We start from the raw sequence: 13607 nt of genomic DNA on the forward strand, positions 1-13607 counted from the left end.
GCCCGACATCAGTTCAGCGGGCTCTCGTCACAGGCCCGCGAAGGGCGTCGATCCGGCGACAGGCGCTCGGCGGCGGGCCGAGATACCGACAGCGTCAGCGGAATCGGGCCCGACTTACGCGAGCCAGGTCGGCTCGGCGCAATGCGTCGGGAATGGTCCACCGACGAGCGCGGGACCATCCGCCCGGCATCGGCAAGCGCCGCCTCGCCGTAGCCCTGAACGCATTCCGGATCCGGTCCGTCGGCGGGCAGCCCGGTGAAGAACTTCGCCGCCATGCACCCGCCGCGGCAGGAGTCGTAGTGCGCGCAGCCGGAGCACGCGCCGCCGCCGCTCGGCTCGCGCAGCTCGGTGAAGAGCTCCGATTCCTGCCATACGGTGCGGAAACCACCGTCCGCCAAGACATTTCCGGCAAGGAACTTGTCGTGGATGGCGAAGGGGCAGGCATACACATCACCGACCGGATCCACCAGGCAGACCACTCGGCCCGCACCGCACATATTCAATCCGGGCAGTGCCTGACCGAACGCGGACAGATGGAAGAACGAATCACCGGTGAGCACGCCCTCGCCATTGCGCACCAACCAGTCGTAGAGCACCCGTTGCTGTTCCGGCAGCGGATGCAGTTCGTCCCACACATCGGCTCCGCGTCCCGACGGCCGCAGGCGGGTCAAACGCAGTGTGGCACCGTACTTGTCGGCGATCGCCTTGAACTCGTCGAGCTGGGCGATATTGTGCCGGGTCGCGACAACGGAGAGTTTCGCATCCGCGAATCCCGCGTCCGCCAGATTCTCCAGCGCCCTGATCGCCATGTCGTAGGACCCCGGTCCACGCACCGCGTCGTTGACCTCGGCGTCCGCGCCATCCAACGAAATCTGTACGTCCACATAGTCACTCGCGGCGAGGCGCGCGGCGACCTCCGGCGTGATGCGAACGCCGTTGGTGGAGAACTTCACTCCGACATGGTGCGCGGTCGCGTAGTCGACCAGCTCCCAGAAGTCCGGGCGCACAGTGGGTTCCCCGCCGCCGATATTGACGTAGAAGATCTGCATGCGCTCGAACTCGTCGATGAGCGCCTTGCACTGTTCAGTGCTCAGCTCGCGCGGATCGCGGCGGCCCGAGGAGGACAGGCAATGCACACACGACAGATTGCAGGCATAGGTCAACTCCCATGTCAGGCAGATCGGTGCGGCCAAACCGGTTTCGAACTTATCGATCAGTCGCCCGCCCGTGACCGTCGACGGCTGCCCGGCAAGCGCCAGCGGCGCGACTGCCGGTATCGGAGCGCTGCCCGGTGCGGCCTGCCTGATCATGTCGGAGTCGGCCAGCTGATCCAATGCCCGAACATACTGTCCGGCCAGGTCATCGGTGACGCCCGCGGCATGCAGTGCCGCACGTGCCGAGACGTGCGCGGGCAGCGACCGCACGATCTCGAGTATCCGCGGGCTCTTCAGAAATGAGAGCTTGCGGGTGCCGAAATGATAGAGCAGCGCGCCGAAGGACTCCGGCCGCAGCGCCACCCGCGGATGCAGCTCCCAACGGGTATCGAGATCGAGCATGGTCGCCGCGCCCGTCAGTAGACGCCGCACATACCGTCGATGGAGACCTCTTCGATGAGGGTCTCCTCGACCAGCGGCGCTTCCTCGATCGAACGGGACTCGGCCGCCCCGATCCGTCCGGTGTTGTCGGTATCGGTGTGTCCGATGGATCCGTACTCCGGCATGCCTACCTCCGAGATGTAACCGAGTTCCGCGGCCACAGGTGTAGCCGTCATCACACAATAACGTCACGAGCTGACAAAATGGAACAGGTGATGTGTAGGTCCCGCGCGGACGCACGCCGACAGCGTCACAGTCGCGCGCTCTAGACTGCGGGTGGCAAGCAGCTGAACAGGACGTGACGGGCGATTCGACCCGCGGCGGTAGAGGTGGCATGGGAGTCGGACGAATGCAGACGAGCGGGGGCGGCAACACCGCGTGGTGCGAGCTCGAGGCCCGGAGGCGGCGGCTTGCGTAACCAAGTAGGGCCTGGGAGCACCGCAATTAGGACCCTGCGGTGCCAGCTCGAGGGCCGGAGACAGCTGCGTAACCACGTAAGCCCTGGGAGCACCGCAAATCGAACCCCGCGGTGCGAGCTCGAGGGCCGGAGGCGGCAGCATGCGTAACCACGTAGGGCCTGGGAGCACCGCAAATCGAACACTGTCGGAGTCCGAGATCGTCGAGGCCGCGTTGCGGGTGGTGCGTGAGGACGGCGTGGAGAAGCTGTCGATGCGGCGGCTCTCCCGTGAGCTCGGCGTTTCCCCGATGGCGCCGTACTACTACGTCGCGGATAAACGCGAACTACTCGATCTCGTCGCCACCGCGGCGCTGACCGGAGTTCGCAAGCCACCGGCCGATTCCGGACCGTGGCAGCAGCGGCTGCGCGATCTGATCGACCAGATCGATGAGAAGCTGCGCAAGCATCCCGGACTCGGCGATGTGCTGATCGAGCAGATGTTGGGAAAACAGCTCGACCTGATCGCCGCGATCATGGAGATCCTGTTCGAGGCCGGATTCAACGATCGCAATGTGCTCGCCGGGTACGCGACCATCCACACTTACCTGTTCGGCCGTCGCCGGGTGAACCCGAGAGACCCGCAGCCGCTGGCCGATGTCGCACTGCCCGAGTCGGTGGCGCGAGCCACCCGATACATGCCCGACCTGCGCGGAAAGTATGCCTACGACTTCGGCATGGAGGTGCTGATCGCGGGCCTGGAAGCCCAGCTTGTCCGTCAGCCCGATCCCGACGTACGATGAAACTGAAACACGTTCTAGTTTTGTTGCGGTTCGAGAGGACGAGATGACCACCGTCGAGGTTCCACACGGTTCGCGTTCAGTCGTGCTGCGGGTAGCCGCGGTCATCGCCGAGACGCCGGACACCTGTTCGCTGGTCTTCGACGTCCCGGAAGAGCTGCGCGAGCGTTTCAGCTATCAGCCGGGCCAGTTCCTCACCCTGCGCATCCCGAGCGATCTGACCGGCTCGGTGGCGCGGTGCTATTCGCTGGCCAGCTCGCCGTACACCGACGACAAGCCCAAGGTGACCGTCAAGCGGACCATCGGCGGCTACGGGTCGAACTGGGTGTGCGACAACGTCAAAGCGGGCGACACGATCGAAGTGCTGCCGCCCTCGGGCGTTTTCACGCCGAAGGATCTCGATGACGATCTGCTGCTGTTCGGCGCGGGTAGCGGCATCACACCGGTGATGTCCATCCTGAAGTCGGCGCTGGCCCGCGGCGGCGGCCGAATCGTATTGATCTACGCCAATCGCGATCACGAGTCGGTGATCTTCGCGGGCGAGCTGCGCGAATTGGCCGAGAAGCATCCGCAGCGGCTCACCGTTATTCACTGGCTCGAGCACCTACAGGGACTGCCGACCACCGACGGTTTGGCCGCGCTGGTCGAGCCGTACACCAGCTACCACGCCTTCATGTGCGGTCCCAAGCCGTTCATGGACCGGGTGCACGACGCACTCGGCCAGCTCGAGGTGCCGCGCTCACGCACCCACGCCGAGGTGTTCAATTCCCTTGCCGGAGATCCGTTCGCGGATCAGGCACCGGTCGAGGTGACCGACGAGGAGGCGGCCGATGCGGCCACCGTCGAGGTCGAACTCGACGGTGAAGTACACGAGCTGAAGTGGCCGCGCAAGCAGACCCTGGTAGACATCATGCTGTCGAAGGGGCTGGATGTGCCGTACTCCTGCCAGGAGGGCGAATGCGGTTCCTGTGCGTGCACGGTACTCGAGGGCAAGGTCGAAATGGACAATGCCGAAATCCTCGATCCCGAGGATATCGAGAACGGCTATATCCTCGGCTGCCAGGCACACCCGGTCACCGATCACCTGCGCATCCAATTCTGATCGGCGCAGCCCTTTACAGCTCGCGGTAATGGACGCGTACAGCGGGATCGAAGCGTTCGGTCGCGTAACTCAGTGCGGTGCGGCCCATTCGCGCCGCATGCTCGTCGAGGAAGCCGGTGAGCAGTCGCTCATCGATGCGCTTGCCGACCTCGCGCAGCATCCAGCCGAGCGCTTTCTGGATCAGATCGCGGCGGTCGTCGAGGAGTCGTTCGGCGAGTTCGACGGTGGTCGAGGCATCGCCTGCCTTGATGAACGCGAACGTCGTCAGCAGTGCCACCCGACGCTCCCAGAGCGAGTCCGCGCGTACCAGTTCGAACACCACGTCACGGGGTCGGTCGAGTAGCCAGGGGCCGAGGATGTTTTCGGCGGATACGTCGACCAGATCCCAATTGTTCACCCGGCCCCGGCGCACCGCGGCGAGGTAGAGATCGACCATCGCCGCTTGCGCATCGACATCGAGCGTGCGCGGTCCGGCCGCCGCAGCGAATTCGGCATTGAGGATAATCAGCGCGGCGAGCCGGTCCTCGTGCACGGCACTGTCCAGCAGTTTGTCGATCTCATCGAGGGGAAGTGCCGCAAAGCGTTTCGCGATCGATCGGGTTACCGGCACACGCACACCGAGGAAGACATCGCCCTCGCCGTACTCACCGCGCCCGGTCTTGAAGAACCGCTGCAGATGAATGGCATCGGCTGGATCGGCGACGTCGGCGAGCGCCGCATGCACATCGGCGGCGGTCGGTGGGGCTGCGGGCATCAGTGAACCTCCGATCGTCGAGCAGACCAAGGTCATTCAACACAGTGGAGCAACGGGGCTACCCTCGCGAATCGCCGGTGCTACCCCAGAGCTCCCAGAATCCGCCCCGACTCGAAAGCCGCCGCACTGGTGGGCAATTCACCCGGCCGCCCACTGTTGAACACCCGCACCTCACCATTGCCGGTAGTCGGTCTGCCCAGTGCATCCATGCGCCGAATCGTCTGCGCCGCAACGGCTTGCGCGCTGTCGAACAATCGCACACCGTCCGGCAGCGCGGCCACAATGGCATCGATGACCAGCGGATAGTGCGTACAGCCGAGCACCACACCCTCGACATCGTCCGGCGTCTGTTCGGCCGCCCGCCCGATCGAATCACGGGCCGCGACCAGATCACCGCGGTCGATCGAATCCGCCAGACCGTGGCAGGCGATGCCGACCACCTTCGCATCGCCGCCGAAGCGGGCGATCAGATCGGCCTGGTATCGACTTACTGTCGTCGCCGCGGTGGCCCACACCGCGACCGATTTGCACACCGCGGCGGCGGGTTTGATCGCGGGGACCGTGCCGATTACCGGAATCCCTGTCCCGACGTCCGCGCGCACCTCATCCAAGGCGGTGACGCTGGCCGTATTGCACGGCAGCACGAGCACTTCCGCGCCGAGCCGAACCGAGCTGCGCGCCGCGTCGACCACCCGGTCGGTCACCCACTGCTCCGGCTTGGGACCCCACGGCGCGCCATCCGGGTCCAGCTGGAGGAGCAGGTCGACATCGGGCCGCAGCTTACGCAGCCAGGCGGCCGTGGGCAGCAACCCCAGCCCGGAATCGATGAGCGCGACGATCACCCGACCACCGTATTACAACGGAATAATCGCTACGGCTGGGCCGTCTCGAGCAGGTCCGCGACCGGCGCACCCGCGGCGATCTTGGGGCGCGCCTTCATCACCTGAGCGGTCTTTCCCGCGCCGACGACGCCGGTGAGATTGCCGTGCTGAGAGTAGTAGGCCAGGAACTTGCGGCCGTCGTCGGCGGCGATGTGGATTTCGTCGTCGGCATTCGGGGTGCCGAGCGCCTGGATCTTCACGTCGTACTGATCGCTCCAGAAGTAGGGCACCCGCGCCGCTGTCGGCGGTTCGGCGCCCAGTAGCGCACACGCCAGCAGCCGCGCCTGCTCACCGGCATTGGTCCAGTGCTCGACGCGCTTGCGCAACCCGGTCTCGTGCAGCCAGGCCGACACATCGCCGACCGCCCACACACCCTCGACCGAGGTGCGTCCCACCTCGTCCGCGAGTACGCCGCCACCTACCGACGGTTCGGCCAGTGCGATACCGGAATCGGCGAGCCATTCGGTCACCGGCCGGGAACCGACACCGACGACCACCAGATCGGCGGCCACCTCGCTGCCGTCGGAGAGCCGGGCGCCGCGTACGCGATCATCATCGGAAAGGAAGGTGTCCAGTCCGGTTCCGCAGCGCAGATCGACGCCCTCCGCACGATGCATGCGCGCGACCAGCGCACCGATCTCGGCCCCGAGCACGGAGGCCAGCGGCGTCGGCTGCGGTTCGACGAGTACGACCTCGACACCACTGGCCCGAAAACTCGCCGCGAGTTCACAGCCGATGAATCCGGCCCCGACCACCAGGGCGGTACTCGCGCGGGACAATTCGTCGCGCAGCGCGGCGGCGTCGGCATAACCGCGCAGTACGTGCACGCCGCGCAGATCCGGCAGCCCGGGCAAACGCCGCGGCCGCAGACCCGTCGCGATGATCAGCTGGTCGTAGTCGAGCGTGGCGCCGTCGGCCAGGCGCACCCGGCGGGCATCGGTGTCGACGCCGACCGCCTCCGTATTCAGCCGCAGGTCGATCCGCTTCTCGTCGAAGAATTCGGCGGGGCGCAGGGTGGTGTCGTCGGTTTCACCGCGCACGAACTGCTTGGACAGCGGCGGGCGATCGTAGGGCAGCCGCGATTCCTCGCCGACCAGGCTCAGCTCACCCTCGTAACCGGCGCGGCGCAATTCCTCCGCGGTGCGCAAACCGGCCAGGCCAGCTCCGATGATGACGATCGGCCCGGTCATGCGGCCACCTCGCTGGAGCGCGGCTCCGGCATGACCGGGGCGCCGGCTGTGTCTATGGATTGCTCGCTGCGCTCACTCACGCACGGCCTCCCTTCGGTAACTGCCTGGCAGGTGCCGGGTCGAGTTGGCATTCGTCGCTGATGGTGACGCAGCTAACCCTAACCTTCGCTTGGTCGCGAATCGCCGTGATGGCCGTCACTCCGGCATATCCGACCGATCGGTGCGCAATCGTATCCATAGCTATATTGATCGGGCGGTCAATCAGAGTTAGATCTGGGTAAGGAGAACAATTCAGAGCCTGAGGAGGCACACCATGTTCACCGAAAGTCGAGCGCAGGACCTCCTGGCCGTTGTGCTGGGCGTCTTCACCGCGCTGTCACCCCTGTGGGTGACCCACAACGACAACGCCATGTGGACGCTGATCGTGCTGGGCGTGCTCATCGCCCTCACCGGCCTGGCCCAGATGTACCGCGCGACCCTGACGGCCGCCGACTACGCGATGGGCCTGTTCGGCGCTTTGCTGTTCATCTCCCCGTGGGCGATGGACTACACCGACTACCGCGGCGCATCCTGGACCGCATGGGTAGTGGGCGTGGTGACGGTAGTGGTCGCGGTGGCGGCACTGCCGACGGTGTCGGACCGGTTGCACGACATGGCGCCGCATCACTGATGCAGATGCCGAAACCTCGGCGAGTCGGGCGTCGTCGTAGCGCCAAAGTCGACGGCGACGCCCGTCAGCTAATTCTCGATGCCGCGGAACGACTCTTCGCGGCACAGGGATTCGACGCGACCGCGACAGCGGCCATTGCCGAAAGCGCCGATGTCCCCAAGGGTCTGGTCTTCTACTACTTCCCCACCAAGGATTCGATCCTGTCCGCACTGATGGCCGAGCGGGTGCCCGCCCAGGCGATCGCCGATATCGGCACCGTGGTCGCACCGGGCGATCCGGCGGCCAGTCTGATCAATCTCGATGCCGCGCTGAATCTGCGCGATCACCATTCGTCGGTGCTGCGGGTGATCATGTGGCGCGAGGCCGATACCCATCCCGACGTCCGCCGCCAATTGCGCCGCCTGCGCGATCAACTGCTCGACGTCACCGCCCGGGTGCTGCAGGCCAGTGCGCCCGCCCCGGTCCAGCCCGGCACGCTGCGCGCGTGCGCCGCGGCTTGGGTTTCGGCGATGTTCGCCATTGCCAGCACCGATCGGCTGCATGCTCTCGATGGACTGTCGCTACCGACCGCGGATGAAATCTGCAATGTCGCCCAGGTCGTCGCTGCGGGTATGACACAACTCGGCTGAGCACCGAATCCGAAAGGCGCGCCTTCTCAATGCGGGTGCAGGGATACCACCGTCACGCTGATCAAATTCCGTTCGACGAATTCCACCGGCCGACCGATCGCGGCCACGATGACGGTGCTGACCCCGCGCTCACATCAACCCGATGGGAAGGTGCTGTCCTATCAGCACATCATCAACGGCCTCGGGGCCAAGTGCGCGATTTCCCGCGTGCTGTACACCTCCGAGCCGAACCTGCAGGTACGCGAGGCGATATTGCTCAACTCCCTGCTGCTGAGCGGGTGGAGTACCGCGCTGCCCGATCACCTCGGACCGACCTTCGCCTACGGTGCGGCCCGGCTCGGCAGCCAGATCACCCTGGACGGCATTCGCGCCGTGCGCCGGGTCCCCGAACTAGCGGCGGCACATAGCCGGACGGAATCCCGAACATACCGATATTCGAATGGCATTCGCCCAGTGATCCGCTCATCCCGACCGAGTCGATCCTCAATGTCAACAGCCGCTACTGTTCGGCCGGAGTACCGTTGCAGGCCGAACTCATCTACTCCCCCGAACATCTGAGTGCCGCCATCCTCGGCATTCCCTCGGTGCTGTCCTGGCTCGCCGCACGCTTCCGCGGCGATCCGGCACCGAGCAACTACTAGTCGGCCAGAAAGGCGACGACATCGGGGACAAAGCGCTTCACAACCCCGATATGAGTGGTTTCCGGATAAATGATCAAGCGCGAATTCGGGATTCCGTCCGCGGTGCGGCGGAAGGTCTGCGTGCTGTAGGCGCCGTCGCGGTCGCCGCCGAGAACGAGGGTCGGCGCGGCGATATCGCCGAGTCGGCCGGAGAGATCGAAACCGTCCTCGGCACGGATGAAGGCCAGCGTGTCGGCCGGGTTCTTCGGGCGCGCAAGGGGATCTGCCAACCACATACCCGCCGCTGCGATGCGCTGCGCGATCGGCGATGTGGAGCCGACGGCGGCCATATGGTGCAGTGCGCGCTTACCCGCATAGGCCGCCTCGCCATAGGCCAATTGCGCTGTGCGAGTGGCATTTTCCAGGGTGTAGCCGGATGAGGCGATGATCAGTCGACGTACCGCGGCAGGATGATCCGCCGCCAGTTGCAGCGCCAGCGATCCACCCGAGGAGACACCGAGGACATCGACCGGCGCACCGAATTCGGCCCGCAACGCATCCGCATGCTCGGCGGCGATATCGGCCATCGTCGTCCCCTCGGCCATACCGGGCGCACGATTGACCGCATACACCCGAAAATGCGCCGCCAGCGGCGCCAGCATCTTGATTTCGGACTGACGCATCCATCCGGTCGGATTGGCATGATCCGGGGTGAACCACCGCAGGAATACCAGCGGCCGCCCGGCCCCGAGCGCGAGATACGGCATTCCGTGCGTCAGGGTCCCCTCGGTGACCTCGAGCGCGGTGGCCAGCGCCGAACTCCTCATAGCATCCTCCGATCAACCGGTCTTTACCCCCTTTTGCCCGACGTTAACCACAGCGGCGATGCCCCGAAATGCCGAACGGCGCCGCCCCTTTCGGAGCGACGCCGTTCGAAAGCGATTCAGTGAATCACTTGATGATCTTCGTGACGCGACCGGCGCCGACGGTGCGGCCACCCTCGCGGATCGCGAAGCGCAGACCCTCGTCCATGGCGACCGGCTGGATCAGCTTGACGGACATCTCGGTGTTGTCACCGGGCATGACCATCTCGGTGCCCTCGGGCAGGGTCACAACGCCCGTCACGTCAGTCGTACGGAAGTAGAACTGCGGACGGTAGTTGTTGAAGAACGGGGTGTGGCGGCCACCCTCGTCCTTGGACAGGATGTAGGCCTGACCCTCGAACTCGGTGTGCGGGGTGGTGGTGCCCGGCTTCACGACGACCTGGCCACGCTCGACATCTTCGCGCTTGATACCACGAACCAGCAGACCGACGTTGTCACCGGCCTGGCCCTGGTCGAGCAGCTTACGGAACATCTCGATACCGGTGACGGTGGTCTTGGTGACCTTCTCGCGGATGCCGACGATCTCGACTTCCTCGTTCACGTTGACGATGCCGCGCTCGACACGACCGGTCACGACGGTGCCACGACCGGTAATCGTGAAGACGTCCTCGACCGGCATCAGGAACGGCTTGTCGGTCTCACGAACCGGGTCCGGGATGGACTCGTCGACCGCGTTCATCAGCTCGACGATCGCCTCGGTCCACTTCGGGTCACCCTCGAGCGCCTTCAGACCGGAAACCCGCACGACCGGCGCTTCCTCGTCGAACTCCTGGGCGGCCAGCAGTTCACGGACCTCCATCTCGACGAGCTCGAGGATTTCCTCGTCGTCGACCATGTCCGACTTGTTCAGCGCGACCAGGATGTAGGGCACGCCGACCTGACGGGCGAGCAGCACGTGCTCACGGGTCTGCGGCATCGGGCCGTCGGTGGCGGCGACCACGAGGATGGCACCGTCCATCTGCGCCGCACCGGTGATCATGTTCTTGATGTAGTCGGCGTGACCCGGCGCGTCGACGTGTGCGTAGTGGCGCTTCTCCGTCTGGTACTCGACGTGGGAGATGTTGATCGTGATACCACGAGCCTTCTCCTCAGGCGCCTTGTCGATCTGATCGAAGGCAAAGCTCTCGTTCAGATCCGGGTACTTGTCAGCCAGCACCTTGGTGATCGCTGCGGTCAGCGTGGTCTTGCCGTGGTCGACGTGACCGATGGTGCCGATGTTGACGTGCGGCTTCGTCCGCTCGAACTTCGCCTTCGCCACTTGGTGTCCTCCTGGACTTGTTGGTGCGTGCAGTTGCAGCAGTGCGGTTTACATATTGGGGGTCGTGCATGACTCCCGGCTGATAAGGGCAAGTCTTGCACCTGCCCCCATCGGACTTATTCGCCGGTCGCCTTGGCGATGATCTCCTTCGACACGTTGGCCGGAACCTCCGCGTACGAATCGAACACCATGGAGTAGTTCGCCCGGCCCTGGGTCTTCGACCGCAGGTCACCGATGTAACCGAACATCTCCGAGAGCGGAACCAGCGCCTTGACGACACGGGCACCACTGCGTTCCTCCATGGCCTGGATCTGGCCACGGCGGGAATTCAGGTCGCCGATCACATCGCCCATGTAATCCTCGGGCGTGATGACCTCGACCGCCATCAGCGGTTCGAGGATCACCGGACCGGCCTTACGGGCCGCTTCCTTCAGGGCCTGCGAGCCGGCGATCTTGAAGGCCATTTCCGACGAGTCGACGTCGTGGTAGGCGCCGTCGAGCAGCGTGACCTTCAGGTTCACCAGCGGGTAGCCCGCGAGCACACCGTACTGCATGGCATCCTGCGCGCCCGCGTCCACCGAAGGGATGTATTCGCGGGGCACGCGGCCACCGGTGACCTTGTTCTCGAACTCGTAGGTCGCGCCGTCCTCGCCGACGAACGGCTCCACGGCGATGATGACCTTCGCGAACTGGCCGGAGCCACCCGTCTGCTTCTTGTGGGTGAACTCGAGCTTCTCGACCGGCTTGGTGATCGTCTCGCGGTAGGCCACCTGCGGCTTACCGACGTTCGCCTCGACCTTGAACTCGCGGCGCATGCGGTCGACGAGGATGTCGAGGTGCAGCTCGCCCATACCGCCGATGACGGTCTGGCCGGTCTCCTGGTCGAGCTTGACCGAGAAGGTCGGGTCCTCTTCGGAGAGGCGCTGGATCGCGGTGCCCAGCTTCTCCTGGTCGGACTTGGTCTTGGGCTCGATGGAGACCTCGATAACCGGGTCCGGGAAGGTCATGGACTCGAGCACGATCTGGTTCTGCGGATCGCACAGGGTGTCACCGGTGGTGGTGTCCTTCAGGCCGATGACCGCGTAGATGTGGCCCGCGACGGCCTCGGTGACCGGGTTCTCCTTGTTGGAGTGCATCTGGAACAACTTGCCCAGACGCTCCTTCTTACCCTTGGTCGAGTTGATGACCTGGGCGCCGGAGTCGACCTTGCCCGAGTACACCCGGACGTAGGTCAGCTTGCCGAAGAAGGGGTGCACGGCGATCTTGAATGCCAGCGCCGAGAACGGCTCACTGGTGTTCGCGTCGCGGTGGATGATCTCCTCTTCCTTGCCCGGGACGTGGCCGTCGGTGCCACCATCGTCCAGCGGGGTCGGCAGGTAGTCGATCACGGCGTCGAGCATGGGCTGCACGCCCTTGTTCTTGAACGCCGAACCGCACAGGATCGGGTAGAGCTCGGAGTTGACCGTCAGCTTGCGGATGGCGCCCTTGATCTCCTCGATCGAGAGCTCCTCGCCGCCGAAGAACTTCTCCAGCAGCGCCTCGTCCGATTCGGCGACGGTCTCGAGCAGCTCCTGGCGGTACTGCTCGGCCTTCTCCTTCAGATCGGCCGGGATCTCTTCGATCTCGTACTTCTCGCCGAGCTTGGTCTCGCCCTTCCAGACCTTGGCGTGCATCTCGACCAGGTCGACAACACCCTCGAAGGTGTCCTCGGCGCCGATCGGGAGCTGGATGACCAACGGCTTGGCGCCGAGGCGGTCCTTGATGGTCTGCACGGTGAAGTAGAAGTCCGCACCGAGCTTGTCCATCTTGTTGACGAAGCAGATCCGAGGCACGCCGTACTTATCGGCCTGACGCCACACCTGCTCGGACTGCGGCTCGACGCCTTCCTTGCCGTCGAACACCGCAACGGCGCCGTCCAGCACGCGCAGCGACCGCTCCACCTCAACGGTGAAGTCGACGTGCCCGGGGGTGTCGATGATGTTGATCTGGTTGTCGTTCCAGAAGCATGTGGTGGCCGCGGAGGTGATGGTGATACCACGCTCCTGCTCCTGCTCCATCCAGTCCATGGTGGCGGCGCCATCGTGGACTTCACCGATCTTGTAGGTGATGCCGGTGTAGAAGAGGATGCGTTCAGTTGTGGTCGTCTTGCCCGCATCAATGTGGGCCATGATGCCGATGTTGCGGACCTTGTTCAGGTCGGTGAGCACGTCCTGTGCCACGGAAATCTTCCCCGCTCGTAGCTAGTTGGGATTCTCGGGGACGACCGGCGTGGTCGTCTCTATGTCAACGCCGGAAGCGGCAGGTAAGTGCCGCTTTCCGACTGTGCCTCCCGACCCAGAAACGACGGGCCGGGTAGACGTCACCAGCGGTAGTGCGCGAAGGCCCGGTTGGATTCGGCCATCTTGTGGGTGTCCTCACGACGCTTCACCGAAGCGCCGAGGCCGTTGCTGGCGTCGAGCAGCTCGTTGGCGAGGCGCTCGACCATGGTCTTCTCGCGACGGGCGCGCGAGAAGTTCACCAGCCAGCGCAGCGCCAGGGTGTTGGCGCGGCCGGGACGAACCTCGACCGGCACCTGGTAGGTGGCGCCACCGACGCGGCGGGGCTTCACCTCGAGGGACGGCTTGACATTGTCGAGCGCGCGCTTGAGCGTGACAACCGGATCGGTGCCGGTCTTCTCGCGCGCCTGCTCCAGCGCGCCGTAGACGATGCGCTCGGCCGTGGACTTCTTGCCGTCCAGCAGGATCTTGTTGACCAGCTGAGTAACCAGCGGCGAACCGTAGACCGGGTCGTTGATCAGCGGACGCTTGGGTGCGGGGCCCTTGCGTGGCAT

13 protein-coding genes and 1 pseudogene are annotated in these 13607 nt (G+C 65.0%); 5 read left to right on the plus strand and 9 right to left on the minus strand.

Going from position 1 to position 13607, the window contains the following annotated elements; genetic code table 11:
- Positions 1–8: 8 nt before the first annotated feature.
- Both mftC and mftA read right to left on the minus strand, forming a co-directional pair.
- Positions 9–1556 (minus strand): mycofactocin radical SAM maturase, encoded by a 1548-nt coding sequence (mftC, locus tag ACQP2U_RS37440; RefSeq protein WP_433716715.1) that lies wholly within the window; start codon positions 1554–1556, stop codon positions 9–11.
- Positions 1557–1570: 14 nt separating this feature from the next.
- Positions 1571–1645 (minus strand): mycofactocin precursor MftA, encoded by a 75-nt coding sequence (gene mftA, locus ACQP2U_RS37445; RefSeq protein WP_245720762.1) that lies wholly within the window; start codon positions 1643–1645, stop codon positions 1571–1573.
- Between the two features lie 508 nt (positions 1646–2153).
- Here mftA and mftR2 point away from each other — a divergent pair.
- Positions 2154–2792: a mycofactocin system transcriptional regulator MftR2 gene (mftR2, locus tag ACQP2U_RS37450; RefSeq protein ID WP_433711880.1), complete on the plus strand. Its 639-nt coding sequence runs from the start codon at positions 2154–2156 to the stop codon at positions 2790–2792.
- Positions 2793–2835: 43 nt separating this feature from the next.
- Entirely contained in the window at positions 2836–3891 is a 1056-nt protein-coding gene (locus ACQP2U_RS37455) for a 2Fe-2S iron-sulfur cluster-binding protein (protein ID WP_433711882.1), read from the plus strand.
- A 13-nt stretch (positions 3892–3904) separates the two neighbouring features.
- Here ACQP2U_RS37455 and ACQP2U_RS37460 read toward each other — a convergent pair whose 3' ends face one another.
- The 3 genes from ACQP2U_RS37460 to ACQP2U_RS37470 form a co-directional block, all read right to left on the minus strand.
- On the minus strand, positions 3905–4645 hold the full coding sequence (locus ACQP2U_RS37460) for a DNA alkylation repair protein (protein ID WP_433711883.1): 741 nt from the start codon (positions 4643–4645) through the stop codon (positions 3905–3907).
- A gap of 80 nt (positions 4646–4725) precedes the next feature.
- Positions 4726–5487 carry a glutamate racemase gene (locus tag ACQP2U_RS37465; RefSeq protein ID WP_433711884.1) on the minus strand — a complete coding sequence of 254 codons (762 nt, stop codon included), beginning with the start codon at positions 5485–5487 and terminating at the stop codon, positions 4726–4728.
- A gap of 29 nt (positions 5488–5516) precedes the next feature.
- Complete coding sequence (locus ACQP2U_RS37470; RefSeq protein WP_433711885.1) at positions 5517–6716, minus strand: NAD(P)/FAD-dependent oxidoreductase; 1200 nt, start codon at positions 6714–6716, stop codon at positions 5517–5519.
- Between the two features lie 313 nt (positions 6717–7029).
- Between ACQP2U_RS37470 and ACQP2U_RS37475 the strand changes: the two genes are divergently transcribed.
- The 3 genes and pseudogenes from ACQP2U_RS37475 to ACQP2U_RS37485 form a co-directional block, all read left to right on the plus strand.
- A complete protein-coding gene (locus ACQP2U_RS37475) occupies positions 7030–7386 on the plus strand; it encodes an SPW repeat domain-containing protein (RefSeq protein ID WP_397037475.1) in 357 nt (118 codons plus the stop codon).
- 5 nt (positions 7387–7391) lie between these two features.
- Positions 7392–8015, plus strand: a complete 624-nt coding sequence (locus tag ACQP2U_RS37480; protein WP_433711887.1) for a TetR/AcrR family transcriptional regulator — start codon at positions 7392–7394, stop codon at positions 8013–8015.
- A 45-nt stretch (positions 8016–8060) separates the two neighbouring features.
- Positions 8061–8656 (plus strand): annotated as a pseudogene (locus ACQP2U_RS37485) (lipase family protein); the annotation flags it as partial.
- Here ACQP2U_RS37485 and ACQP2U_RS37490 read toward each other — a convergent pair.
- The 4 genes from ACQP2U_RS37490 to rpsG all read right to left on the minus strand — a co-directional run bounded on the left by ACQP2U_RS37490 (position 8653) and on the right by rpsG (position 13607).
- Positions 8653–9462 (minus strand): alpha/beta fold hydrolase, encoded by an 810-nt coding sequence (locus ACQP2U_RS37490; protein ID WP_397037483.1) that lies wholly within the window; start codon positions 9460–9462, stop codon positions 8653–8655. The pseudogene ACQP2U_RS37485 and the gene ACQP2U_RS37490 overlap by 4 nt on opposite strands.
- Positions 9463–9586: 124 nt before the next feature.
- On the minus strand, positions 9587–10777 hold the full coding sequence (gene tuf, locus ACQP2U_RS37495; protein ID WP_364358176.1) for an elongation factor Tu: 1191 nt from the start codon (positions 10775–10777) through the stop codon (positions 9587–9589).
- A gap of 116 nt (positions 10778–10893) precedes the next feature.
- The gene (fusA, locus tag ACQP2U_RS37500) at positions 10894–12996 is read right to left on the minus strand and encodes an elongation factor G (RefSeq protein ID WP_397037486.1); all 2103 of its coding nucleotides are present in this window, start codon (positions 12994–12996) and stop codon (positions 10894–10896) included.
- A 140-nt stretch (positions 12997–13136) separates the two neighbouring features.
- Positions 13137–13607: a 30S ribosomal protein S7 gene (rpsG, locus tag ACQP2U_RS37505; RefSeq protein WP_014353063.1), complete on the minus strand. Its 471-nt coding sequence runs from the start codon at positions 13605–13607 to the stop codon at positions 13137–13139.

The organism is Nocardia sp. CA-084685, from assembly GCF_050955785.1.
GTDB lineage: Bacteria > Actinomycetota > Actinomycetes > Mycobacteriales > Mycobacteriaceae > Nocardia.